Origin of the sequence: Pseudoduganella sp. S-14 (assembly GCF_049913285.1) — a bacterium.
Classification (GTDB): Bacteria; Pseudomonadota; Gammaproteobacteria; order Burkholderiales; family Burkholderiaceae_D; genus Rugamonas.
The window spans coordinates 2105593-2130156 of sequence record NZ_CP183991.1; the positions used below are offsets into that span (position 1 = coordinate 2105593).

Below are 24564 nucleotides of genomic sequence, written 5' to 3' on the forward strand. Positions count from 1 at the left end.
TGCGCTTGGAGCCCAAATTTTTTGTTCGGTGGTGGAGACGGCGGGAATCGAACCCGCGTCCGCAAGCACTCTACAGACAGTTCTACATACTTAGCACTATCATTTAATTTAACCTGTACGACACGGATGTGCACGTTTCGGACAGGCGATTCACCTTAGATTTAGGACTTCTCGAAGTGAACCCTCGAAGTCCGATCCCTTATAAATGACCCAACACGACCTTGCGGTCACACCCTAAGGGCGAGGTGTTGTCGGGCAGGCGGCGATTAAGCTGCCAGTGCGTACGAGTTATCGTTTGCAGTTAGTTTGTTTCTGGATGTATTTACGAGGTAACCAGCCCTCGGTATGCCCTGTTCTGCTTTGCAACCCACGTCGAAACCAGGTCGTCCCCACAGAAGGAAGCTCTATTTTACATGAATCCTTTCCGCCGCGTCACTCTTCGAGCGAAACCAGCGGGCGGGCGTCCTCGGGCAGGCGATTGGCGTGGATCTCGCCGCCGGGGCTGAAGGTGAATTCGACCAGGTGGCGGCGCGAAACCGACACGTTGGCGGACTTCAGGTCGTGGAAGCTGTCGGCTTCCTTGAAGCCGAGGTCGACGGTCAGGCTCTGAAGCTGGTAAGTCTCGACCAACTGCTCCACGCGGTTGCGCCGGTTGTTGCTTTCGATCGTGCCGTGGTGGGCAGGCTTTTCGCCTTCGAAGTAGCGGATCAGCGCGCCTTCCATGACTTCGACGTGCGAGCGGGTGGTGGCTTCGCCGAGCGGGTCCTGGGTTGCGGTTTCCACTTTTACATCCATGCGCTTGACCAGCAGGAAGGTGTCGCGCGCGCCGTCATTTTCTTCCACGATGCGGTTGACGGACGGCAGGCGGCCCTTGGCCAGCCGCGATTGCGGATCACGTGTGATGCCGACGTATTCCACTGTGCTTTCGTATTTCAGGTCGTTCGGGAATTTCTGCAGCAGGTCATGCGCGGAATAGCATTCCGTCAGCGCGCCCCAGTTCAGCGTAATGTACTTGTCATGCAAGGTGACGATCGGCTTCTTGAAGGTCGCTTCAAACGGCACTTCCAGCTCGATCGTGAGCGATTCCTTGCGGTTGTCGGTGCCGGCCAGCAGCGGTACGGTCAGTTTCAGGCCGAAGAAGCCCCAGCTCGTGCCTTTCTTGATGTCAAAGCGCAGGCGCGGGCGGGAGACGACGAAGAACAGCAGCTGCTTTTCCATGGTCGCGTCGAGCGCGAACTGCATGCGGCGCTGGTAGCGGCCGATCGGGGCGCGGAAGTCGGGCTCCAGCGGATCGTTGACCAACAGGTCGTACCAGTAGAAACGGCTCTCGGCAACGGAGGCATCCCAGACCTGCGGCGCGCTGCTGCGCGGTGGGAGCGCCGTCTCGATGTTGTCGTCCCCGTCCATAAAATCTCCAGTTGCCTTATTCTGTAATCGCTACTGACTATAGTATAGAAATTTATTGCTATTGGGCAAGTGATAACGTAGTTTCTAGGCGGCCAACGGTGTCGGGGATGGTACGGTTGCGCGAATCAGGGCCAGCAAGTCGGCTGGCGAGGCCAGCAGGTGGTCGGCGCCCCAGGCTGCGGGTTCGACCGCTCCGCAATAGCCCCACTGGCATGCGATGGTGCGCATTCCGGCGGCATGGCCGGCCTGGATGTCGCGCAGGTCGTCGCCGACGTACCAGCATTCTTCCGGCGCCAGGCCGAGGCGGGAAGCAGCTTCCAGCAATGGGGCCGGATGCGGCTTGGCGTGGGGGGTGGTATCGCCGGATACCACGCAGCTTGCCAGTTCCAGGCCGATTTGCGGCACCAGCGGGTCGGTGAAGCGGGCTGGCTTGTTGGTGACGATGCCCCAGCGCAGCCCGGATTCGGTAATGCCGGCCAGCAGCTCGTGAATGCCGTCAAACAGGGTGCTGTGCACTACCATCGCCGCTTCGTAATTGGTGAAGAAGCCGTCGCGCAGTTCTTCAAAGCCTTCGTCCTGCGGCGTGAGGCCGAAGGATACGCCGATCATGCCACGGGCGCCGTGCGATGCCTGTGGGCGCAGCACCTCGTACGGCGTCGGCTCCAGCCCGCGCACGGTGCGCAGCAGGTTGATTGCGGCGGCCAGGTCGGGCGCGGTATCGGCCAGGGTGCCATCCAGGTCAAACAAGATGGCGCGCGGGGCTGGGAACAGGCTCATGGTAGGGAAGGGGCTTTCGAAGCAGGCGGCGCGCAGGCCGCCTGGCCTTATGCGGGGCGGGTGCAGGCCACCAGGTAATTAACGCTGGTGTCGTTGTTCAGGGAGTAGACCTTGGTGAGCGGATTGTAGCCCATGCCCTTCAAGGCATCTACTTGCAGTCCAGCAGTGCGCACATATTGCGACAGTTCGGCTGGAGTGATGAACTTTTCATAATCGTGCGTGCCCTTGGGGAGCATGCGCAGCAGGTATTCGGCGCCAATCACCGCGAACAGGTAGGCCTTGGGGTTGCGGTTCAGGGTGGAGAAGAAGACATGACCGCCCGGCTTTACCAGGGCGGCTGCTGCGCGCACGATGGCGCCCGGGTCGGGCACGTGCTCCAGCATTTCCATGCAGGTGACCACGTCGAACTGGCCGGCTTCCTGGGCTGCCATTTCCTCTGCGGCGATCAGCTTGTAGCGTACCGGTACGCCGGATTCCAGGCTGTGCAGGTCGGCTACTTTGAGGGCTTTTTCGGACAGGTCGATGCCGGTAACCTTGGCGCCTTTGCGGGCCATCGATTCGGACAGGATGCCTCCGCCGCAGCCGATATCGATCACGTTTTTCCCGGCCAGCGGGGCGCGGGCGTTGATCCATTCCAGGCGCAGCGGATTGATCTCGTGCAGGGGTTTGAATTCGGACGTGGGGTCCCACCAGTGATGGGCCAGTTCGCTGAATTTTTGCAGTTCTAATGGGTCGGCGTTCATAGGCGCGATCATAGCAGAGGGGAGATTAAAGCGGGGCACGCCGAAAAATGGGGACGTACTCCTTTTGCGAAAAAATGTGTTACGTCCTCTTTTTCAAAAAAAAGCCCCGCACGAGGCGGGGCAGTATCAGCGCTTTAGCGCCGGGAATTACTTCTTGGTGCCAACAACCTCGATTTCCACGCGGCGGTTCTTGGCGCGGCCTTCGGCGGTCTTGTTGTCCGCGATTGGCTGCTTCTCGCCCTTGCCTTCGGTGTACACACGGTTGGCTTCAACGCCCTTGCTCAGCAGGTATGCCTTGACGGCTTCTGCGCGGCGCAGCGACAGCTTGTCGTTGTACTGATCGGTGCCCATGGAGTCGGTGTGGCCGACGCCGATGATCACTTCCAGGTTGATACCGTCCAGCTTGCTCGCCAGTTCGTCCAGCTTTTCTTTCGCTTCTGGCTTCAGCACGGCCTTGTCGTAGTCGAAGAAGGCGTCGGCTGCGAAGGAAACTTTCTCAGCGGTCGGTACTGCGGTCGGGGCTGCCGGGGTTGCAACTGGCGGTACGGCGACTGGCGGCTGCTCTGGTGCTGGTGGCGGAGGTGGCAGCACGCACTTGCCATCCTTCAGCTCTTCCGGTGGGGTGCAGAGCGGCAGGTCGCAACCTGGCACGGCATCGGCCGGGGTCCAGTAGCCGGTACGCCAGCACAGGCCGAACGGATTGCGGGCGATGACGCCGCGGGCATCCTGCACATAGGCGCTCTTTGGCGTCGCGGCCTTGATGTCCTGGGTTACTGGTGCGAACGGAGGCGCGGTTGGCTTGTCTTGTGCTAGCACAGGGCCGGCCAGAACGGAAGACGCAGCAAACACGGTGGCGAGGATTTTCTTCATATTGGTCTTTTCCTTAAACGGGGTGTCACGCAAATAAAACTAGCTTTTTCATTAGTTTCTCGTCCATTTTGCCATATTTTGCAAAACCGCATCAAAATTGGGGGAAAAGGGCAGTTTCGCGTATCTGACCAAAATGTTGTTTTGTTGCAACGCAGCGGTCATAATACGGTGCATTTGTGTCAACCCAATGACTTTCGTCCGGCCGCCTTGGCGCCATGCTAAAATCGCTGGCTTGTACGCCTGGACACTATAGATCGACCCGCCAATGGATCAATTCGCAAAAGAAACAATCCCAATTTCCCTCGAAGAAGAGATGCGCAAGAGCTACCTCGATTACGCCATGAGCGTGATCGTTGGCCGAGCTCTGCCGGACGCTCGCGACGGCCTGAAACCCGTACACCGCCGCGTCCTGTTCGGGATGCACGAACTGAACAACGTGTGGAACCGCCCTTACGTGAAATGCGCCCGAGTCGTGGGTGAAGTCATGGGTAAGTACCACCCGCACGGCGACGCGTCGATTTACGACACGCTGGTGCGTATGGCGCAGGACTTCTCGCTGCGCTATATGCTGGTCGACGGCCAGGGTAACTTCGGTTCCATCGACGGCGACAACGCCGCGGCGATGCGTTACACCGAGTGCCGCCTGGACAAGATCTCGACCGAGCTGCTGGCCGACATCGACAAGGAAACCGTCGATTTCGCACCGAACTACGACGGCAAGGAGAAAGAGCCTACCGTCCTGCCGACCAAGATTCCTAACCTGCTGATCAACGGCTCGTCCGGTATCGCCGTGGGTATGGCCACCAACATCCCGCCGCACAACCTGACGGAAGTGATCAACGGCGCGCTGCACGTGCTGTCCAACCCGGATTGCTCGATCGACGAACTGATCGAACTGATTCCGGCGCCGGACTTCCCGACCGGCGGCATCATTTACGGCGTATCGGGCGTGCGCGATGGCTACCGCACCGGCCGTGGCCGCGTCGTCATGCGCGCCAAGACCCACTTCGAGGAATACGGCAAGGAAGGCGGCCGCACCGCGATCATCGTCGACGAGCTGCCGTACCAGGTCAACAAGAAGTCCCTGCTGGAGCGCATCGCCGAGAACGTGCGCGACAAGAAGCTGGAAGGCATTTCCGACATCCGCGACGAGTCCGACAAGTCGGGCATGCGCGTGGTGATCGAACTGAAACGCGGTGAAGTGCCGGAAGTGGTGCTGAACAACCTGTACAAGCAGACCCAGTTGCAGGACACCTTCGGCATGAACATGGTCGCCCTGGTGGACGGCCAGCCGAAGCTGATGAACCTGAAGGACCTGCTGGCGACCTTCCTGTCGCACCGCCGCGAAGTGGTGACGCGCCGTACCGTGTTCGAACTGCGCAAGGCGCGCGAACGCGGCCACGTGCTGGAAGGCCTGGCAGTGGCACTGGCCAATATCGATGACTTCATCGCCATCATCAAGGCTGCTCCGACGCCGCCGATCGCGAAGCAGGAGCTGATGGCGCGTGGCTGGGATTCCTCCATCGTGCGCGAAATGCTGAAGCGTACCGGCGAAGAAGGCCAGGGCGGTATCGAAGCCTTCCGTCCGGAGCACCTGCCGAAGCATTACGGCTTGCAGTCCGACGGCCTGTACAAGCTGTCCGACGAGCAGGCAGGCGAAATCCTGCAGATGCGCCTGCAGCGCCTGACCGGCCTGGAGCAGGACAAGATCGTCAACGAGTACAAGGAAGTGATGTCCCTGATCGCCGACCTGCTGGACATCCTGTCCAAGCCGTCGCGCGTGACCGCGATCATTACCGACGAACTGAACGCCTCCAAGCTGGAATTCGGCGAGAAAGACCCGCGCCGCTCGTCGATCGAGAACAACGCGACCGACCTCGAAACGGAAGACCTGATCACGCCGCAGGATATGGTGGTGACCCTGTCGCACATGGGCTATATGAAGGCCCAGCCGCTGTCCGAATACCGCGCCCAGAAGCGCGGCGGCCGCGGCAAGCAGGCGGCGGCAACCAAGGATGAAGACTGGATCGACCAGCTGTTCATCGCCAACACGCACGATTACATCCTGTGCTTCTCCAACCGCGGCCGCATGTACTGGCTGAAGGTGTGGGAAGTGCCGCAAGGCTCGCGTACTTCGCGCGGCAAGCCGATCGTGAATATGTTCCCGCTGCAGGATAACGAGAAGATCACCGTGGTGCTGCCGCTGTCCGGCGAAAACCGCACCTTCCCGGAAGACCACTACGTCTTCATGTCGACCAGCCTGGGCACCGTGAAGAAGACTCCGCTGAAGGACTTCTCCAATCCGCGCAAGGCCGGCATCATCGCAGTGGACCTGGATGAGGGCGACTTCCTGATCGGCGCTGCGCTGACCGACGGCAAGCACGATGTGATGCTGTTCTCCGACGCCGGCAAGGCAGTGCGCTTCGACGAAAACGACGTGCGCCCGATGGGTCGTACCGCGCGCGGTGTGCGCGGCATGAACCTGGAAGAAGGCCAGTGCGTGATCGCGCTGCTGGTGGCGGAAAACGAAGAGCAGTCGGTGCTGACCGCAACCGAGAATGGTTTCGGCAAGCGTACCCCGATCACCGAGTACACCCGTCACGGCCGTGGCACCAAGGGCATGATCGCGATCCAGACCTCCGAACGTAATGGCAAGGTGGTGGCGGCGACCCTGGTCACCAAGACCGACGAGATCATGCTGATCACGACCGGCGGTGTGCTGATTCGCACCCGGGTATCGGAGATCCGCGAGATGGGCCGCGCGACCCAGGGCGTGACGCTGATTGCGGTGGAGGACGGCACCAAGCTCTCGGGCTTGCAGCGGATCGTCGAGGCCGACGCCGACGAGCCTGAAGCAGAAGCCGAAAACGGCGACGCGGCCGAATAAGGCCGACCCGCAACGGGCCCCGTCTGAGTGATCAGGCCGGGCCCGTTAGTTTTTCTACCCCCTAAACTCGAAAAACAAATAAACAATGAAGAAAATCGTCGTTGCCTTGATCGCCTCTCTCGCCCTGGCCCAGGGCGCGTTCGCTGCCGACCCGGCGCCGGCCAATGCCGCAGCCGTGCGCGAACTGCTGGACGCCATGAACTACCGCACCATGTGGAAGGCGTCGATGGAGCAGATGTCGAAGACCCTGCCTGGCATCATGCGCCAGCAGATCGAAGCGACGATCCAGGCCGATACCACCCTGACCGACGTGCAGCGCAAGGAAAAGCTGCAGCAGCTGCAGGCGCAATTGCCGAAAATGACTGAAATACTGAACAGCGTTTTCACCGATCCGGGCCTGATGGCGGATATGGAAGCGGAAATGATCGCGCTGTACTCGCGCCATTTCACTGCCGACGAACTGAAACAGATCGCGGCTTACTACCGCACGCCGGTCGGCATGAAGAGCATGCAGTTGATGCCGCAAGTGATGGCAGAATCGATGGCGATTGGCCAACGCGTGACCATGCCGCGCATTCAGAAGGCAATGGAGCAGTTCCGTTATAAATAAGGGAGCAAGCATGAAGAAGATCGCCTTTGCAGCTGCAGTATTTGCTTTCGCCGCCGCAGTCCACGCTGCCCCGGCAAGCGAAGCATCGGTCCGTGAGCTGATGGAAACGACTGGTGCCCGCGCCAACATGGCTATTTCGCTGCAAAACCTGGCGAAGACGCTTCCGCAGATCCTGCGCATGCGTGCGGAAACGATGGCGCGCAATAATCCCAAACTCAGCGAGGAGCAGCGCAAGGCGGAACTGGCGACTGTGGAGCGCCGCATGCCGGGCATCACCGTCGCGCTGCAAAAGGACCTGAACGATCCGAAACTGGTCGACGAGCTGTACAACCAGGTGGTGCCGCTGTACACACGCCATTTCACGCAAGATGAAGTGAAGGCATTGACGGCTTTCTACCGCAGCCCGGCCGGCAAGAAATCGCTGGAAGTCATGCCTGTCCTGATGGGCGAAAGCGCACAGGCTGCACAAAAGCTGGTGCAGGAGCGCGCCAAGCGCATTGTCGAACAAACGAAGTGAGGAGCATCGAAGTGGCGAACATCTACAATTTCTCCGCCGGCCCGGCCGTGCTGCCTAAGGAAGTGCTGCAACAGGCGGCCGTCGAAATGCTTGACTGGCAGGGCAGTGGGATGTCCGTCATGGAGATGAGCCACCGCGGTCCGGAATTCATATCGATCTACCGCGCGGCCGAGCGCGACCTGCGCGAGCTGCTGGCCGTGCCGGACAATTACAAGATCCTGTTCATGCAGGGCGGCGGCCTGTCGCAGAATGCCGTGCTGCCGATGAACCTGTGCGGCGGCGCCGACAGCACCATCGATTTCGTGCAGACCGGCTCCTGGTCCAGCAAGTCGATCAAGGAAGCGGCGCGCTATGCCCGCGTCAATGTGGCTGCGTCGTCGCAGGCCACCGGTTTCGACCGCGTACCTGACCAGGCGGAATGGAAGCTGACCCCGGGTGCATCCTACCTGCACATTTGCACCAACGAGACCATCGACGGCGTTGAATTCAATTTCGTGCCGACCGCGCAGGGCGATACCGATATCGTGGCCGACATGTCGTCCCACATCCTGTCGCGTCCCGTGGACGTCAGCAAGTACGGCGTGATCTTTGGCGGTGCACAAAAGAATATCGGCCCGGCCGGCGTGACCGTGGTCATCGTGCGCGATGACCTGATCGGCAAGGCGCTGCCATTCTGCCCATCCGCCTTCGATTTCAAGAACGTGGCGGACAATGAATCGATGTACAACACGCCGCCGACCTACGGCATCTATATTGCCGGGCTGGTGTTCCAGTGGCTGAAGAAGCAGGGCGGCGTGGCCGCCATGGAAAAGCGTAATATTGAGAAAGCCGAGCTGCTGTACCAGGCACTCGAGGCCGACGACTTCTACCAGAATCGCGTCGCAAAAGAATACCGTTCGCGCATGAACATCCCGTTCTATCTGCGCGACGAATCGAAAAATGAAGCATTCCTGGCCGGTGCGAAGGCGCGCGGGCTGTTGCAGCTGAAGGGCCACAAGTCCGTCGGTGGTATGCGGGCATCGATCTACAACGCGATGCCGATCGAGGGCGTGCAAGCGCTGGTCGACTATTTGAACGAATTTGCTGGACGCTGAAACCGGTAACCCGATGTCTGACCCGCAGGGTCAGACACTGTATTGCCGGTTTTAGAGGGCCAGCATAAAGTGAACGCAAACTGATGACAGACAAACTGAAACCCTTACGCGAGAGGATCGATTCGATCGACGCGCAAATCCTGGCGTTGCTCAATGAGCGCGCCAAAGTCGCGCAGGAGGTCGGCCACGTCAAGGCCGAAACCAACGCCCCAGTATTCCGCCCAGAGCGCGAAGCCCAGGTGCTGCGCGGCGTGGCCGACCGCAACCCTGGCCCCTTGGGTGCACGCGAAGTGCAGACCATCTTCCGCGAAATCATGTCGGCATGCCGCGCCCTGGAGCGCCGCGTGGCCGTGGCCTATCTCGGCCCGGCCGGCACCTTCAGCGAACAGGCGGTGTACGCCCAGTTCGGCACAGCAGTGGATGGCATCCCTTGCGCCTCCATCGATGAAGTGTTCCGCGCGACCGAAGCCGGCACCGCCGATTTCGGCGTGGTGCCGGTCGAGAACTCCTCCGAAGGCGCGGTAAACCGCACCCTGGATCTGATGCTGGCTACGCCTTGCCTGATCTCCGGCGAGATCGCCATCGCGGTCCACCACAGCCTGATGACCAAGACCGGCACCATGGAAGGCGTGCAGGTGATCTGCGCCCATTCGCAGGCCTTGGCCCAATGCCAGGTGTGGTTGAACCAGAATTATCCGCACATCGAGCGCCGCGCCGTGGCTTCGAATGCCGAAGCGGCACGCATGGCCGGCGACGACCCGACCATTGCCGCCATCGCCAGCGAACACGCCGGCGCGCAATATGGCCTGGGCGTGGTAAACGCCCACATCCAGGACGACCCGCACAACCGCACCCGCTTCGTGGTGATCGGCAGCCTGCAGACCAATCCTTCCGGCCGTGACCACACCTCGATGGTGCTGGCGGTGCCGAACAAGGCCGGCGCCGTGTACCAGTTGCTGGCGCCACTGGCCAAGCATGGCGTATCGATGACGCGCTTCGAGTCGCGCCCGGCCCGCATCGGCACCTGGGAATACTATTTCTATGTAGACGTAGAAGGGCACGTACAAGACCCGTCCGTGACAAAGGCATTGGCTGAACTCAAGGACAATGCTGCCTTCTTCAAAGTGCTGGGCTCTTATCCGACCAGCCTCACCTGACCTTTAAAAGAGATTAGAAACATGTCCAAGACTTATGGCCCTGAATACGTTCGTGCAATCGCTCCTTACCAGGCGGGCAAGCCTATCTCCGAGGTGGCGCGCGAATTTGGCCTGAAAGAAGAATCCATCGTCAAACTGGCATCGAACGAAAACCCGTTCGGCGTGCCGGAATCGGCGCAGAAGGCGATGGCCGCTGCCGCCGCGGAACTGGGCCGCTACCCGGATGCCAACGCCTTCGACCTGAAGATGGCACTGTCCAAGCGCTACGACGTGCCGATGGACTGGATCACGCTGGGCAACGGCTCCAACGACATCCTGGAAATCGCTGCGCACGCTTTCGTTGAGCGCGGCCAGTCCGTCGTGTACTCGCAGTACTCGTTCGCCGTGTACGCGCTGGCGACCCAGGGCATCGGCGCGCGCCATATCGTGGTGCCGGCCAAGAATCACGGCCACGACCTCGATGCGATGGCTGCCGCCATTGAGGCGGACACCAAGCTGGTGTTCATTGCCAACCCGAACAACCCGACCGGCACCTTCGTGCGCGGCGAAGAGATCGAAGCTTTCCTGCAGAAGGTGCCGGCCCGCGTGGTCGTGGTGCTGGACGAGGCTTATAACGAGTTCCTGAAAAAGGAAGACCAGTACGAATCCGCTGCCTGGGTCAAGAAGTACCCGAACCTGCTGGTGTCGCGTACCTTCTCCAAGGCCTATGGCCTGGCGGGCCTGCGCGTGGGCTTTGCGCTGGCGCAGCCGGAAGTGACCGACCTGATGAATCGTATTCGCCAGCCGTTCAATGTCAACTCGCTGGCTCAGGCCGCGGCGATTGCTGCGCTGAACGACAAGGAATTCCTGGAGAAGTCGGCTGCCAACAATACCGCGGGCTATGAGCAGTTCGTGGAAGCGTTCAAGGATATGGGGCTGGAGTATGTGCCTTCGTACGGTAACTTCGTGCTGGTGCGCGTAGGTAACGACGACGCAGCTGGTGCACGCATCAACCTGTCGCTGCTGAAGCAGGGGGTGATCGTGCGTCCGGTGGGAAATTATGGCCTGCCGCAGTGGCTGCGTATTTCCATCGGCCTGCCGCAGGAAAATGCGGTGCTGATTTCTGCGCTGCGCAAGGCGCTGGCGGAGGACCGTGCTTAACAAGGTCGTCATCTTCGGCGTAGGCCTGATTGGCGGCTCGTTTGCGCGGGGGCTGAAGCAGGCTGGCGTTGTCCAACACATCGTTGGCGTTGATCGCTCCGAGGCATTTTTGGAGCGGGCTCTCGAATTGGGCATCATCGACTCGGCCGCCCAACCCGGTAAGGCAGGGTCTGACCCTTGGGGCGGACCCAGATGTACCGGGTTTGGCGAAGCAATAGAAGGCGCCGACCTGATCCTGCTGGCTGCGCCAGTCGCGCAGACCGGCCGCATCCTGCAATCGATCTTGCCGCATCTCGAGGCAAGCACCATCGTCACCGACGCCGGCAGCACCAAATCCGATGTCGTCGCCGCCGCCCGCGCCGCCTTGGGCGACAAGGTCAGCCAATTCGTCCCCGGCCACCCCATCGCCGGCCGCGAAACCAACGGCCCCGATGCCGCCATCGTCGACCTTTACAAAGGCAAGAAGACCGTCCTCACGCCCCTGGCCGAGAACGACCCCGCCGCCATCGAGCGCGTGGCCAACGCCTGGAAAGCCTGCGGCGCCATCATCCACACCCTGACCCCGGAAGAGCACGACAAAGTGTTCGCCGCCGTCAGTCATCTTCCCCACCTGCTGGCCTACGCGCTGGTAGACGACATCGAACGCAAGCCCCACTCGGATTTGCTGTTCCAATATGCTGCCAGCGGATTCCGCGACTTCACCCGCATCGCCGGCAGCTCGCCTGAAATGTGGCGCGACATCAGCCTCGCCAACCAGGCCGCACTCCTGACTGAGCTGGATGCATATCTGGCACAATTAACCCGTTTGCGCGCCAGCCTTGCCGCTGGCGACGCCGCCGCCCTTGAAGCGACCTACGCCAACGCCCAGCGCGCGCGCCGGCAATGGATCGAGACCATCGAGGCGGCTGAGCCGCCGCAGCCGAAAGACGCGGCGGCAGAATAAGGAACACGCATGACTGATTATCCGCATTACCTCGACCTGCTGCCGGTCGCCCGCGCCGAGGGCACGGTGCGCCTGCCAGGTTCGAAATCCATCTCCAACCGCATCCTGCTGCTGGCCGCGCTGGCCGAAGGCGAAACGCGCGTGATCGACCTGCTGGCTTCCGACGATACCGCCGTGATGCTGGCCGCACTGCGCTCGCTGGGCGTGGAATGGACCGAACATCGCGAAGGCGAAAGCACCGTGCACGTGGTGCAGGGCGTGAAAGGCAGCTGGCCGCTGCGCACTGCCGACCTGTTCATGGGTAACGCCGGCACCGCGATCCGCCCGCTGACCGCGGCGCTGGCCGTAATCGGCGGCGACTACAAGGTGCACGGCGTGCCGCGCATGCACGAGCGGCCGATCGGCGACCTGGTCGACGCGCTGAACGCCGCTGGCGCCGATATCGAATACACGATGAACAAGGGCTACCCGCCGCTGCATATCCGCTCGGGCGAGTTCAAGTCGCAGCGCCTGAAAGTGCGCGGCGATGTGTCGAGCCAGTTCCTGACTGCGCTGCTGATGGTCGCACCGCTGATGGCGCGCGAGCATGCCGTGACCATCGAAGTGGAAGGCGAGCTGATTTCCAAGCCTTATATTGAAATCACCCTGAACCTGATCCGCCGCTTTGGCGGTGTGGTCGAGCAGGATGGCTGGTCGTCGTTCACTATTCCTGCCGGCCAGACCTACAAGAGCCCGGGCACCATCCATGTGGAAGGCGATGCCTCCAGCGCCTCCTACTTCCTGGCTGCCGGCGCGATTGGCCGTGGGCCGGTGCGGGTGCAGGGCGTGGGCCGCGATTCGATCCAGGGCGACGTGCGCTTTGCGCAGGCGCTGGAGCAGATGGGCGCGACCATTATCATGGGCGATAACTGGATCGAAGCCAGCGCGTCTGGCCCGCTGAAGGCTGTCGACATGGACTTCAATCACATCCCGGATGCTGCGATGACCATTGCCGTGGCGGCGCTGTATGCCGAGGGCACTACCACCTTGCGCAATATCGCTTCGTGGCGCGTGAAGGAAACCGATCGCCTGGCGGCCATGGCGACGGAGCTGCGCAAGCTGGGCGCGACGGTGGAGGAGGGGGCTGACTGGCTGTCCGTGACGCCACCGGCTACACTGCTGCCGGCTGCCATTGATACCTATGACGACCACCGCATGGCGATGTGCTTCTCGCTGGCTTCGCTGGATGGCTTCATCCGCCAGGGCGCCAAAGTTCGCATCAATGATCCAAAATGCGTTGCGAAGACGTTCCCCGAGTACTTCACCGCGTTTGCGTCTATCGCTAAGCGTGGTAGCGTTTAACTTTTAGTCAACCAGACCCGGTAAACCTGGGGCTGACCCAAGGGTCAGGCCCTGTCTGCGGCGCTTGCAGTGGATGGATCCGACCCTTGGGTCGTACCCAGGTCCGGGTCAAGAATAACCATATGCCAACATCGAACATCCCAGTCATCACCATCGACGGCCCGACCGCTAGCGGCAAGGGCACCGTAGCCCACAAGGTCGCGGAAAAGCTTGGCTTCCACCTCCTCGATTCCGGCGCCCTGTATCGCCTGACCGCGCTGCAGGCCCTGCGCCGCGAAACCAACCTGAACGACGAACACGCCCTGGCCAAGCTGGCTGAGCACCTGAACATCCATTTCGCCGGCGACGCCATCTACCTGTCGCAGGAAAACGTCACCGACGCCATTCGTGCCGAAGAAGTTGGCAATACGGCATCGAAAATCGCCGCCTTGCCCGCCGTGCGCCAGGCCCTGTATGGCCTGCAGCTGAGTTTCCGCAAAACCCCGGGCCTGGTCGCCGACGGCCGCGACATGGGCTCGGTCATCTTCCCGCACGCGCCCCTGAAGGTGTTTTTGACCGCCTCCGTCGAAGCGCGCGCCGATCGCCGCTATAAGCAATTGATCGGAAAGGGAATTTCTGCTAGTATGCAAGACCTGCTGATGGATTTGAAAGCGCGCGACGACCGGGATATGAACCGGGCCATTGCGCCGCTGGCGCCAGCAGAGGGAGCGCACATCCTCGATACGTCTGCCATGAACGCTGATGAAGCGACCGAGCAGGTGTTGAAATGGTGGGCCGCCACCCATAAATAAATCGTTGTTTTTGTTCAACCCTCAACCCAGTTGAAGCCGCATAGTGCGGGCCTTACTGGCTAACCTGGAAATAAATAATGGAAAGTTTTGCAGCCCTCTTCGAAGAGTCCCTGTCGCGTCAAGACATGCGCTCTGGCGAAGTGATCTCCGCTGAAGTCGTGCGTCTGGATCACAACTTTGTGATCGTCAACGCAGGCCTGAAATCGGAAGCTTTCATTCCTGTTGAAGAATTCAAGAATGACCAAGGCGAACTGGAAGTCAAAGTAGGCGACTTCGTTTCCGTGGCCATCGAATCGCTGGAAAATGGTTTCGGCGATACCATCCTGTCCCGTGACAAGGCCAAGCGCCTGGCATCGTGGCTGGCACTGGAAAAAGCAATGGAATCCGGCGAAATCGTCGTTGGTACCGTCAATGGCAAAGTCAAGGGCGGCTTGACCGTTCTGACCAACGGCATCCGCGCTTTCCTGCCAGGTTCGCTGGTAGACACCCGTCCTGTTAAAGACACCACCCCATTCGAAGGCAAGACCCTCGAGTTCAAGGTTATCAAGCTGGACCGCAAGCGCAACAACGTGGTTCTGTCCCGCCGCGCCGTTATCGAAGCTTCGATGGGCGAAGAGCGTCAGAAGCTGATGGAAACCCTGAAAGAAGGCACCGTGGTGACCGGCGTCGTCAAGAACATCACCGACTACGGTGCGTTCGTTGACCTGGGCGGCATCGACGGCCTGCTGCACATCACCGACCTGGCATGGCGTCGTGTACGTCACCCATCGGAAGTGCTGACCGTTGGCCAGGAAATCACCGCCAAGGTCCTGAAGTACGATCAAGAGAAGAACCGTGTGTCCCTGGGCGTGAAGCAACTGGGCGACGATCCTTGGACCGGCCTGTCCCGTCGTTACCCGCAAGGCACCCGCCTGTTCGGTAAAGTCACCAACCTGACCGACTACGGTGCGTTCGTTGAAGTTGAACAAGGCATCGAAGGCCTGGTTCACGTGTCCGAAATGGACTGGACCAACAAGAACGTGGCTCCTAACAAAGTCGTTCAACTGGGCGACGAAGTGGAAGTCATGGTCCTGGAAATCGACGAAGAGCGTCGTCGTATCTCCCTGGGCATGAAGCAGTGCAAGGCAAACCCTTGGGACGACTTCGGCATGACCCACAAGAAGGGCGATAAGGTCAAGGGCGCCATCAAGTCGATCACCGACTTCGGCGTGTTCATCGGCCTGCCAGGCAACATCGACGGCCTGGTGCACCTGTCCGACCTGTCCTGGACCGAGTCCGGCGAAGAAGCCGTGCGCAAGTTCAAGAAAGGTGACGAACTGGAAGCCGTGGTTCTGGCAATCGACGTTGAGCGTGAGCGCGTTTCCCTGGGCGTTAAGCAACTGGAAGGCGATCCATTCAACAACTTCGCAGCCATGAACGACAAGGGCTCCCTGGTCACCGGTACCGTTAAGTCGGTTGAGCCAAAAGGCGCCGTGATCCAGCTGTCCGAAGAAGTTGAAGGCTACCTGCGCGCTTCCGAAATCTCCCGCGACCGCGTGGAAGATGCCGGCACCCACCTGAAGGTTGGTGATTCCGTGGAAGCCCTGGTGATCAACATCGATCGCAAGGCACGTTCGATCCAGCTGTCGATCAAAGCTAAGGACAACGCGGAAACCGCTGAAGTGATGTCGAAGATGGCCGCTGACTCCAGCGCCGCTTCCGGCACCACCAGCCTGGGCGCGCTGCTGAAAGCCAAGTTCGACAACAAGAACTAATCTACCGAGCACTTAGATGACTAAGTCCGAATTGATCAACCGGCTGGCTGAGCGTTACTCCCAGCTGGTGGCCAAAGATGCGGAGTATGCCGTCAAGACCATCCTCGATGCGATGACCAACGCCCTGGCCGAAGGCCAACGCATCGAGATCCGTGGTTTTGGCAGCTTTGCCCTGAATTCGCGGCCGCCACGCATTGGGCGCAATCCCAAGTCCGGCGACAAGGTGATGGTCCCTGAAAAACGGGTGCCGCACTTCAAGCCTGGCAAGCAGCTGCGCGAGCGGGTCGATGCGATGGTCGGGCAACCGATCATTGAGGACTGAGTCTCTGGCACAGTAGAATGAAGGGGCGGGCATTTGCCTGCCCCTTTTTAATTTGGAACTGACAATGAAATTCCTCTCCACCGCCGTTGGCGTTGTCCTGTTTGTCCTGTTCTTTGGTTTTGCCCTGAAAAACACGCAGGAAGTCGACCTGCACCTGTTCCTGAATTACGAGCTGCGTGGCCCACTGGTGCTGATGCTGCTGGCCTTCTTCGTGGCTGGCGCCGCCCTGTGCATCCTCGCACTGACTCCTACCTTGTTCCGCCAGCGCCGCGAATCGAACAAGCAGAAATCCACCATCCAATCCCTGCAGACCGCGGCCATGCAAGTAAACGAGCGCCCGCTGCCGGATAGCATCAACACCCCATAATCATTTAAGAACATGGATTTTGAACTCTGGTGGCTGCTGGGGATCCCAGCTATGTTTGCCCTCGGCTGGATCGCTGCTCGCGTCGATATCCGCGCCGTGGTGTCCGAGTCGCGCACCCTGCCGCGCGGTTATTTCCGAGGCCTGAACCATCTGTTGAACGACCAGCCGGACAAGGCCATCGACTCCTTCATCGAGATCGTCAAGCTCGATCCCGAAACGGCCGACATGCACTTCGCACTGGGCAACCTGTTCCGCCGCCGCGGCGAAACGGAGCGCGCCATCCGCGTGCACCAGAACCTGCTGTCGCGCCCAGACCTGCCGGCCGAGCAGCGCGCCCATGCCGAATATGAGCTGGGCCAGGATTACCTGAAAGCCGGCCTGCTGGACCGCGCCGAAGAAACCTATACCCGCCTGCTGGACACTTCCTACGCCGTGCAAGGCCGCAAGGCGCTGCTGGAAATCTACCAGCGCGAAAAGGAATGGAAGCGCGCCATCGAAGCCGCGCTTGCGCTGCAGGAGTCCGGCGCCGGCTCGCGCCAGAAGGAAATATCGCAGTTCTACTGTGAACTGGCGCAGGACGCGCTGGTGCACATGAAGCCAGAAGAAGCGGAAGCCCTGCTGGAACAAGCCCTGCAGGCCGACCGCAGCAGCGTGCGCGCCACCATCCTGTGCGGCGACGCGCAGCTGGCGAAAGGCGACACCGAAGCCGCGTTGGTCACCTGGCGCCGCGTCGAGCAGCAATCCGTGCCGCACACCGCGCTGGCCGCAACACGCCTGATGGATGGCTATCGCAAGGTGGGCCGGCCGCAGGAAGGCGTCAGCCTGCTGAAGTCCTATCTGGAACAAGCCTCCTCGATCGACCTGCTGGAAGTGGTGTTCAAGGCCGTGATCGAACTGGAAGGCGTGGACGCCGCCAAGCAAGTGGTGCTTGACGAACTGCGCCGCACGCCGACCCTGCTCGGCCTCGACAAGCTGCTGGAAGCACGCATGATGGACGCGCCGGCCTCCGTGCTGTCCGAGCTGTCGATGGTCAAGAACCTGGTGCACGGCTACACGCAAAAGCTGGCCCGCTACCAGTGCAGTCACTGCGGCTTCAAAGCCCGCCAGTTTTACTGGCACTGCCCGGGATGCAGCCGCTGGGACTCCTACCCGCCGCGCCGCACCGAAGAACTCAACGTAATGAACTGATATGAGCAAAGCGCCCGCACTCAACAAAGTACGCATCCTGGTCGCCGGCGACGTCATGCTGGACCGCTACTGGTTCGGCGACGTCAGCCGCATTTCGCCGGAGGCCCCGGTCCCCGTGGTGCGCATCGAACGCCGCGAAGCGCGCCTGGGCGGCGCCGCCAACGTCGCACGCAATGCCGCGGCCTTGGGCGCACACGCCGGCCTGCTGGGCATCGTCGGCGCCGACGAGGCAGGGGCGGAAGTGGAACAACTGCTGCAAAGCGGCGGCATCCACAGCTACCTGAAGCACGACAACGCCATCTCCACCATCATCAAGCTGCGCGTGATTGGCCGCCAGCAGCAGATGGTGCGCATCGACTTCGAAGAGCCGCCAAGCGACGCCGTCTTGCGCAACAAGCTGGTGCAGTTCAAGACCCTGCTGCCGGAATACGACGTAATCGTACTATCCGACTACAACAAGGGCGGCCTGGTCGACGTGGCGGAAATGATCGCCACCGCACGCGCAGCCGGCAAGATCGTGATGGTGGACCCGAAAGGCGACGACTTCTCGCCCTACAAAGGGGCCACCGTGCTGACCCCGAACAAATCGGAACTGAAGCGCATCGTCGGCTCCTGGAACAGCGAAGAACAACTGGTAAGCAAGGCACAGAACTTGCGCGCCGAACTGTCGCTGGACGCGCTGCTGCTGACCCGATCGGAAGAGGGCATGACCCTGTTCACCGACGAAGGCATCTTCAACGTGCATGCCAGCGCGCGCGAAGTGTTCGACGTTTCCGGCGCAGGCGACACCGTGATTGCCACCATGGCCGCCATGCTCGGCTCTGGCGCCGGCTGGCAAGAAGCCGTCGAGACCGCCAACCGCGCCGGCGGCATCGTAGTCGGCAAGCTCGGCACCGCCACTGTCACCCGCGACGAACTATTCGCATAAAAGTCGGGGTCAGGCCTGACCCCGACTTTCACGGGAGGGGCGGAAATTTTGTTATATTGGCAATCCGATCAACCTTCTCGAACTGCCATGCGCCCGATCCTCCTCTCCCTGCTGCTTGCCTTTTCGTTGCAAGCGAACGCTCAGCCGAATTTCAGTAAAGACCTTGCCGGCGGCAGCGATCATCCGCTGGTGCATCGCTATGACGGGTCGATGCTCTACATGTATGGCGGCGCGAACCTGGGCCAGGTCAAGGTCGTCGACATCGAAGCCGGCAAACCGGTACTGAAAAAGGTGGAAGGCAAGACCGCCAACCGTTATTACTGGGGACCCAAAGGCCGCAGCCCGCTGGAAATCCATCGCAACTACCTGCAGGCGCTGACTGCCGCCGGTTTCAAGATCCTGTATGCCTGCGAGACCGAGCAGTGTGAAAAGGCCAAGGTGCAGAACCTGGTCCAGGAACTTCCGCGCGAAGTGAACTGGAAGTCTTTCGACCCATATGTCAGCAGCACCTTCAATAGCGCCAACCAGCCTGGCTTCCACCTGGTCAGCGCCGCCAAGCCGGGGCCCGGCGGCAATACCTATGTCATGGTCGCCTTGTCCGAGTACACCGATTTCCAGCGCGTACGCCAGTTCATGCAGATTGTCGAGCCGACAGTCATGGAGGGCGGCAAGGTGACCGTCGACACGCGCGCCATCCAGGAAGGCTTGCAGCGCGATGGCAAGGTGGCGCTGTATGGCGTGACCTTCGACACCAATAAGGCCGTGATCCGCGAGCAATCGAGCGAGCAACTGGAACAGATGGCCAAGGCCTTGCAGGCGCAGCCCAAGATGAAGGTCTTCATCGTCGGCCACACTGACGACCAGGGCGAGTTCGATGCCAACATCACGCTGTCGCAGAAGCGGGCCCAGGCCGTAGCCGACGCGCTTGCCGCAAAGTATGGCATTGCCGCCAACCGCATGACGCCGCGCGGCGTTGCCAACCTGGCGCCGGTGGCCAGCAATGCCAGCGATGAAGGGCGCGCAAAGAACCGTCGTGTGGAATTAGTCGTGCGTTGATTGATCTGCCTCAAAAGGTGCGCGGCCCGTGTCAGCCGGGCAGCGCGTGCCGCGTTGTGGCGAAACGAGGTCTTCTCGTGTCCACATATGGAGGTCATCATGATCAGGAAACTGCTGCTCGCCATTGCTGCCTTGGTCGCTTGCATGGGCATGGCATTCGCCCAGGTTGATGTCAACAAGGCCGACCAGGCCGCACTCGATAGCATCAAGGGCATCGGACCGGCCAAATCCAAGGCCATCATGGCGGAGCGCGCAAAAGGGGAGTTTAAGGATTGGGCCGACTTTGAGCAGCGCGTCAAAGGCATCGGCGAGAAGAATGCCGCCAGGTTGTCGGAAGCCGGGTTGACGGTCAACGGCAAGTCCCTCGACAATGCCGCGCCGCATAAAGAGAGCATGAAGAAGAAGTGAGCGGTGACTCGTAGCAAAAGCCCTGGGCGCTCATCGGCGGCTAGCGGCGTTTATCGGCGCGGGAAAGCGCTTGTCGCATGCTTCCTCGCGCCCGCCCGTCGTGGGGCAAAGTCATGGCATGACAATCCCGTCCTGCCATGAGAAACTCACGAACCATGAAATTCCACCTGATCCTTCTTGCCGCTTTCAGCTCTACCGCCTTGCTGGCGCTGGCCCAGCCGACCATTCCACTTGACCCGCCCTGGATGCTGAGTTCCGAGACCAGGAACCGCTTCGAAGCCGGCCAGGAAACAAAAGGCTTCCACCGCGATTCGCATGCCAAATACGTGCGCGCCACCTCGGCCAAGGCCGGCGACTGGGCGACGCTGATGCAGGTGTTCTCCGCCGCCGATTACCGCGGCAAGCGCCTGCGCTTCCAGGCCCAGGTCCGTACCGAAGACGTCACCGGCTGGACCGGCCTGTGGATGCGCGTCGACTGCGAAGAAAAGCGTTCCTGTGCCTTCTACAACAGCCAGGATAAGCCAATGCACGGCACCAATGGCTGGACGCTGCGCAGCGTCACGCTCGACGTGCCTGCGGATGCCAAGTCGATCAGCTTCGGGGTCATCACCGGTTCCAGCGGCACCACCTGGATCGACGACCTCAAGATGGAAGCGGTAGGAAAAGAGGTAGCGGTCGATAGCTTGCCTTCACACGAAGAGGAAGTTGAATTGCGCACCAAACCGAGCCTGTGATGAGTGAAACGGTGATGCCAGCCGGGCCGGGAGCGGCATTGCAGCGGCTATCGTCTTCCAGCTGGAAGGACTGGGCATGGAGCGCATTGTGCGCAGCGCTGGTGATGGGCGTGGCGATTTGGGACGGCAACTGGGCCAGGATTGCCTTGTTCGGCTGCCTGGTGCTGGGCGCCTATGCGGCGCAGCTTGCGGCAGGTGCCTTGCGCTGGCTGCTGCCGCGCGACGCCGGCTGGGGCTTATGCTGGATGGCACTGCCCTTCGTGCTGCTTGCTTCTGCGGGCCTGGCCGGGCTGGCATACCTGCAGCTGGTGCAGGTTCACCGGCTGGCGGGGCTGTCGGGAGGGCAGGTGATGGGCAGTGCCCTGGTATTCAATACGCTGGTGCTGGCCATCCCTTTGCTGATCGCCCAGCGCGAGGCGCGCGCCATGCAACTGTCGGCACTGCAGCGCGCTGCCGTCCAGGCGCAATTGAAATCGCTGCAGGCGCAGGTCGAACCGCACTTCCTGTACAACACGCTGGCGAATACGCGCTACCTGGCGCGCCACGCGCCTGAGCGTGCGGTGGAAATGCTGGACCATCTGATCGCTTACTTGCGCACGGCCTTGCCCGATATGCGCACTCCGGTCTCCACCCTGGGCCGCGAATGCGAGCTGGCGGGGCACTACCTGGCGCTGATGGAGATCCGTTTCGGCGAGCGCCTGGCAACGCAGGTCGATTGTCCGGAGGAACTGCGCGAGGCGCCAGTGCCGCCGATGATGTTGATGTCCCTGGTCGAAAACGCCGTCCAGCATGGTGTGGAGCCCAAGCCGGGTACGGTGCGCGTCAGCGTAACGGCGGTGCTGCGCGGCGGCCATCTTGGCGTCGTGGTGCGCGACGACGGCGCCGGCCTGCAGCAAGGCGCTGCGCTGCTGGGCAGTGGCGTCGGCCTGCGCAATGTGCGCGAGCGCTTGCAGGCGCTATATGGCGGACGGGCAAAGTTCGAGCTGCGCCAGGCGGCGGACGGCGCCACCGAGGCAGAATTGCTGCTGCCGTTGGAGGTGCGTCCATGACGCCGCGCATCCTGCTGGCCGATGACGAGCCGCTGCTGCGCGCCGAATTGCGCGAACTACTGGCGGCGCTATGGCCGGAGGCTCAGCTGCTGCCCGACGCCGCGGACGGCTTCGCGGCGTTGCGGCTGGCGCGCGAACTGGCGCCCGACGTGGCGTTCCTCGATATTCGCATGCCGGGTCTCGATGGACTGCAACTGGCGGCCACCTTCGGTTCGCGCACCCATGTGGTGTTCGTCACGGCCTACAACGAGCATGCGCTGGCTGCCTTCGAGCAAGGCGCCCACGATTACCTGCTAAAGCCGGTCGATGCGGCCCGGCTGGCGCGCACCGTGGAACGGCTGCGGCAACGCTTGCTGCTGCCGCCCCCGGACTTGCGGCGCATTGCCGCCGGGGTGCGCGCCGCCAGCGCGGCGCCGGCTGCTGACCAGGCGCCTTCGTGGATCCAGGCCTCGGTGGGGCAGGCGGTGTATTTCATCGACCTGGCCGACATCCTGTATTTTGTGGCGGAAGACAAGTATACGCGCGTCGTAACGGCCGGACTGGAGGCGCACATCCGCACGCCACTCAAGGAGCTGGCGGAAACGCTTGAAGGGGCGGGCTTCTGGCAGGTGCACCGCAGTTATGTGGTGGCGGTAAAGCGCATTGCCGCCGCCGTGCGCGACGGCGACAACGCGATGTGGCTGACCCTGCGCGGGCATGGAGCGCGGCTGCCGGTCAGCCAGCGCTTCCAGCACCGCTTCAGGACGATGTGACAGGCAGCTTGGCCAGGAAGGCGTGGACCTGCGACACCACGGCCGCGCCTTCGCCGACGCCGGCTGCCACGCGCTTGGTGGAGCCGGAACGCACGTCGCCGATGGCAAACACGCCGGGCACGCTGGTTTCCAGCGGCGCGCGCTGCGGCGCATCGGCCAGCGTCATCTTGGCGCGGCACTGGTCCTTGATGGCGTCGAAGCCGGTGCGGATGAAGCCCTGCGCATCGACTTCCACGCCGCAGTCGGCCAGCCATGCCGTGTTCGGGTCGGCGCCGATGAACAGGAACAGGCGGCATACGTCGCAGCTATCGACCTCGCCGGTGTCCTTGCAGCGGAAGGTCACGCGCGACAGCCCGTCGTCATTGCCTTCCAGCGCCACGATCTCGGTATGCGTGTGCAGTTCGATATTCGGCGTGGCCTTGATGCGGTCGATCAGGTAGGTGGACATGGTGGCCTTCAGGCCGTCGCCGCGGATCACCATATGCACCTTGGAGGCAAAGCTGGACAGGAACACCGCCGCCTGGCCGGCCGAATTGCCGCCGCCCACCAGCACCACTTCCTCCGACTTGCATAGCTTGCCTTCGATCGGCGAGGCCCAGAAATAGATGCCGCGGCCTTCGAATTCGCCGATATTGTCGAGGGCAGGGCGCTTGTAGCGCGCGCCGCTTGCCAGCACCACGGTCTTGGCGCGCACCACCTGTCCGCCGGCGATTTCGACGCGCAGCGGCCAGCTATCGCACAGCAGCCGGGTGGCTGGCGCGGGAATGGCAACTTCGACGCCGAACTTCTGCGCTTGCACGAAGGCGCGGCCGGCCAGGGCGCCGCCGGATATGCCGGTCGGGAAGCCGAGGTAGTTCTCAATGCGTGCGCTGGCCGCAGCCTGGCCGCCAAATGCGCGCTGCTCCAGTGCCAGCACGGACAAGCCTTCCGAACCCGCGTACACGGAAGTCGCCAGGCCGGCAGGGCCGGCGCCGACCACCACCACGTCCCACAATTTTTCGGTATCGATGTCCGGCAGCAGGCCGATGCAATAGCCTACTTCCGCATTGCTCGGGTTCTTCTTCACCACACCGTCCGGGCACACCACCAGCGGCCAGTCGTCCGGGCCCGGCTCGTAGTACTCGCACAGTGCGCGCGCCTGCTCGTCGTCTTTCGGATCGAGGATGCGGTAAGGGTAGCCGTTACTGCTCAGGAAGCTGCGCAGGTGGAACAGGGCCGCATTGCCGGCCGGGGAAACCAGCACCAGGCCGCCGCCTTCCCTTTCCAGCAGGCCGACGCGGCGCAGGATCAGGGCGCGCACGATGCGCTCGCCCAGTTCCGCTTCCGCGATCACCAGTGCGCGCAAGTTTTCCGGCGACACTTCCAGCACTTCGACATCATCCTTGGCGGTTGCATTGACCAGGGAAGGGCGGCCCGACAGCTGCGATACCTCGGCGGTGAATTCGCCGGGACCATGCTCGGTCAGGAATTCGGAATTGCCCAGGCCATCGTATTTGCAGATCGTGATCGTGCCCTTCAGCCCGATGATCAGGCCGAAGCAGGTGTGGCCCGCTTCGAGGATGCGCACGCCGCGTGCATACTGGCGCACCGTGCCGAATCGGTGCAGGCGCTTGATTTCCTGCTCGGTCAGCACCGGGTTGACCTGGTGCCGGCGGCTCTCCAGCGTGGAGGGCATGGATATGACTTCGGTGTCGCTCATGGGGTAGGGCTCCTGTGTTATCCGGGTAGT

At 61.7% G+C, this 24564-nt stretch carries 24 protein-coding genes and 1 other RNA gene; 19 read left to right on the plus strand and 6 right to left on the minus strand.

Features of this window, described 5'->3' with window-relative positions; translation table 11 throughout:
- Window positions 1-29: 29 nt before the first annotated feature.
- The 5 genes from ssrA to ompA form a co-directional block, all read right to left on the minus strand.
- Window positions 30-391: a transfer-messenger RNA gene (gene ssrA, locus ACN9MZ_RS09650) on the minus strand.
- A 41-nt stretch (window positions 392-432) separates the two neighbouring features.
- Window positions 433-1407 (minus strand): hypothetical protein, encoded by a 975-nt coding sequence (locus ACN9MZ_RS09655; RefSeq protein WP_426341937.1) that lies wholly within the window; start codon window positions 1405-1407, stop codon window positions 433-435.
- An 84-nt stretch (window positions 1408-1491) separates the two neighbouring features.
- A complete protein-coding gene (locus ACN9MZ_RS09660; RefSeq protein WP_426341938.1) occupies window positions 1492-2184 on the minus strand; it encodes an HAD family hydrolase in 693 nt (230 codons plus the stop codon).
- 47 nt (window positions 2185-2231) lie between these two features.
- Window positions 2232-2927, minus strand: coding sequence for a bifunctional 2-polyprenyl-6-hydroxyphenol methylase/3-demethylubiquinol 3-O-methyltransferase UbiG (gene ubiG / locus ACN9MZ_RS09665; protein ID WP_426341939.1), 696 nt, complete (start codon window positions 2925-2927; stop codon window positions 2232-2234).
- A gap of 147 nt (window positions 2928-3074) precedes the next feature.
- The gene (gene ompA / locus ACN9MZ_RS09670) at window positions 3075-3797 is read right to left on the minus strand and encodes an outer membrane protein OmpA (protein WP_426341940.1); all 723 of its coding nucleotides are present in this window, start codon (window positions 3795-3797) and stop codon (window positions 3075-3077) included.
- A gap of 265 nt (window positions 3798-4062) precedes the next feature.
- Between ompA and gyrA the strand changes: the two genes are divergently transcribed.
- The 19 genes from gyrA to ACN9MZ_RS09765 all read left to right on the plus strand — a co-directional run bounded on the left by gyrA (window position 4063) and on the right by ACN9MZ_RS09765 (window position 22835).
- On the plus strand, window positions 4063-6684 hold the full coding sequence (gene gyrA / locus ACN9MZ_RS09675; protein WP_426341941.1) for a DNA gyrase subunit A: 2622 nt from the start codon (window positions 4063-4065) through the stop codon (window positions 6682-6684).
- Window positions 6685-6769: 85 nt separating this feature from the next.
- Window positions 6770-7294, plus strand: coding sequence for a DUF2059 domain-containing protein (locus ACN9MZ_RS09680; RefSeq protein WP_426341942.1), 525 nt, complete (start codon window positions 6770-6772; stop codon window positions 7292-7294).
- Between the two features lie 10 nt (window positions 7295-7304).
- Window positions 7305-7811: a DUF2059 domain-containing protein gene (locus ACN9MZ_RS09685; protein ID WP_426341943.1), complete on the plus strand. Its 507-nt coding sequence runs from the start codon at window positions 7305-7307 to the stop codon at window positions 7809-7811.
- An 11-nt stretch (window positions 7812-7822) separates the two neighbouring features.
- The gene (gene serC / locus ACN9MZ_RS09690; protein WP_426341944.1) at window positions 7823-8905 is read left to right on the plus strand and encodes a 3-phosphoserine/phosphohydroxythreonine transaminase; all 1083 of its coding nucleotides are present in this window, start codon (window positions 7823-7825) and stop codon (window positions 8903-8905) included.
- A gap of 83 nt (window positions 8906-8988) precedes the next feature.
- Window positions 8989-10062, plus strand: a complete 1074-nt coding sequence (pheA, locus tag ACN9MZ_RS09695) for a prephenate dehydratase (RefSeq protein WP_426341945.1) — start codon at window positions 8989-8991, stop codon at window positions 10060-10062.
- A 21-nt stretch (window positions 10063-10083) separates the two neighbouring features.
- Window positions 10084-11202 carry a histidinol-phosphate transaminase gene (hisC, locus tag ACN9MZ_RS09700; protein WP_426341946.1) on the plus strand — a complete coding sequence of 373 codons (1119 nt, stop codon included), beginning with the start codon at window positions 10084-10086 and terminating at the stop codon, window positions 11200-11202.
- Entirely contained in the window at window positions 11195-12145 is a 951-nt protein-coding gene (locus ACN9MZ_RS09705) for a prephenate dehydrogenase (RefSeq protein WP_426341947.1), read from the plus strand. Before hisC ends, ACN9MZ_RS09705 begins: the two co-directional genes overlap by 8 nt.
- A gap of 9 nt (window positions 12146-12154) precedes the next feature.
- Complete coding sequence (gene aroA, locus ACN9MZ_RS09710) at window positions 12155-13486, plus strand: 3-phosphoshikimate 1-carboxyvinyltransferase (RefSeq protein WP_426341948.1); 1332 nt, start codon at window positions 12155-12157, stop codon at window positions 13484-13486.
- 122 nt (window positions 13487-13608) lie between these two features.
- Complete coding sequence (cmk, locus tag ACN9MZ_RS09715) at window positions 13609-14277, plus strand: (d)CMP kinase (protein ID WP_426341949.1); 669 nt, start codon at window positions 13609-13611, stop codon at window positions 14275-14277.
- Window positions 14278-14354: 77 nt separating this feature from the next.
- Window positions 14355-16031 carry a 30S ribosomal protein S1 gene (gene rpsA / locus ACN9MZ_RS09720; protein WP_426341950.1) on the plus strand — a complete coding sequence of 559 codons (1677 nt, stop codon included), beginning with the start codon at window positions 14355-14357 and terminating at the stop codon, window positions 16029-16031.
- Between the two features lie 16 nt (window positions 16032-16047).
- Entirely contained in the window at window positions 16048-16353 is a 306-nt protein-coding gene (locus tag ACN9MZ_RS09725; RefSeq protein ID WP_057260302.1) for an integration host factor subunit beta, read from the plus strand.
- A 64-nt stretch (window positions 16354-16417) separates the two neighbouring features.
- Window positions 16418-16720 (plus strand): LapA family protein, encoded by a 303-nt coding sequence (locus ACN9MZ_RS09730; RefSeq protein ID WP_426341951.1) that lies wholly within the window; start codon window positions 16418-16420, stop codon window positions 16718-16720.
- Window positions 16721-16732: 12 nt separating this feature from the next.
- Complete coding sequence (gene lapB / locus ACN9MZ_RS09735; protein WP_426341952.1) at window positions 16733-17908, plus strand: lipopolysaccharide assembly protein LapB; 1176 nt, start codon at window positions 16733-16735, stop codon at window positions 17906-17908.
- A 1-nt stretch (window position 17909) separates the two neighbouring features.
- Complete coding sequence (gene rfaE1, locus ACN9MZ_RS09740; RefSeq protein ID WP_426341953.1) at window positions 17910-18836, plus strand: D-glycero-beta-D-manno-heptose-7-phosphate kinase; 927 nt, start codon at window positions 17910-17912, stop codon at window positions 18834-18836.
- Between the two features lie 87 nt (window positions 18837-18923).
- Window positions 18924-19892 (plus strand): OmpA family protein, encoded by a 969-nt coding sequence (locus tag ACN9MZ_RS09745; RefSeq protein ID WP_426341954.1) that lies wholly within the window; start codon window positions 18924-18926, stop codon window positions 19890-19892.
- 99 nt (window positions 19893-19991) lie between these two features.
- Window positions 19992-20300: a ComEA family DNA-binding protein gene (locus ACN9MZ_RS09750; protein ID WP_426341955.1), complete on the plus strand. Its 309-nt coding sequence runs from the start codon at window positions 19992-19994 to the stop codon at window positions 20298-20300.
- A gap of 155 nt (window positions 20301-20455) precedes the next feature.
- Window positions 20456-21034 (plus strand): transcriptional regulator, encoded by a 579-nt coding sequence (locus tag ACN9MZ_RS09755; RefSeq protein ID WP_426341956.1) that lies wholly within the window; start codon window positions 20456-20458, stop codon window positions 21032-21034.
- Complete coding sequence (locus ACN9MZ_RS09760) at window positions 21034-22083, plus strand: sensor histidine kinase (RefSeq protein WP_426341957.1); 1050 nt, start codon at window positions 21034-21036, stop codon at window positions 22081-22083. The genes ACN9MZ_RS09755 and ACN9MZ_RS09760 overlap by 1 nt, the downstream gene beginning before the upstream one ends.
- Window positions 22080-22835 (plus strand): LytR/AlgR family response regulator transcription factor, encoded by a 756-nt coding sequence (locus ACN9MZ_RS09765; protein WP_426341958.1) that lies wholly within the window; start codon window positions 22080-22082, stop codon window positions 22833-22835. The genes ACN9MZ_RS09760 and ACN9MZ_RS09765 overlap by 4 nt, the downstream gene beginning before the upstream one ends.
- Here the strand turns inward: ACN9MZ_RS09765 and ACN9MZ_RS09770 are convergent.
- Window positions 22822-24534 carry an FAD-dependent oxidoreductase gene (locus ACN9MZ_RS09770; RefSeq protein WP_426341959.1) on the minus strand — a complete coding sequence of 571 codons (1713 nt, stop codon included), beginning with the start codon at window positions 24532-24534 and terminating at the stop codon, window positions 22822-22824. The genes ACN9MZ_RS09765 and ACN9MZ_RS09770 overlap by 14 nt on opposite strands.
- Window positions 24535-24564 lie beyond the last annotated feature (30 nt).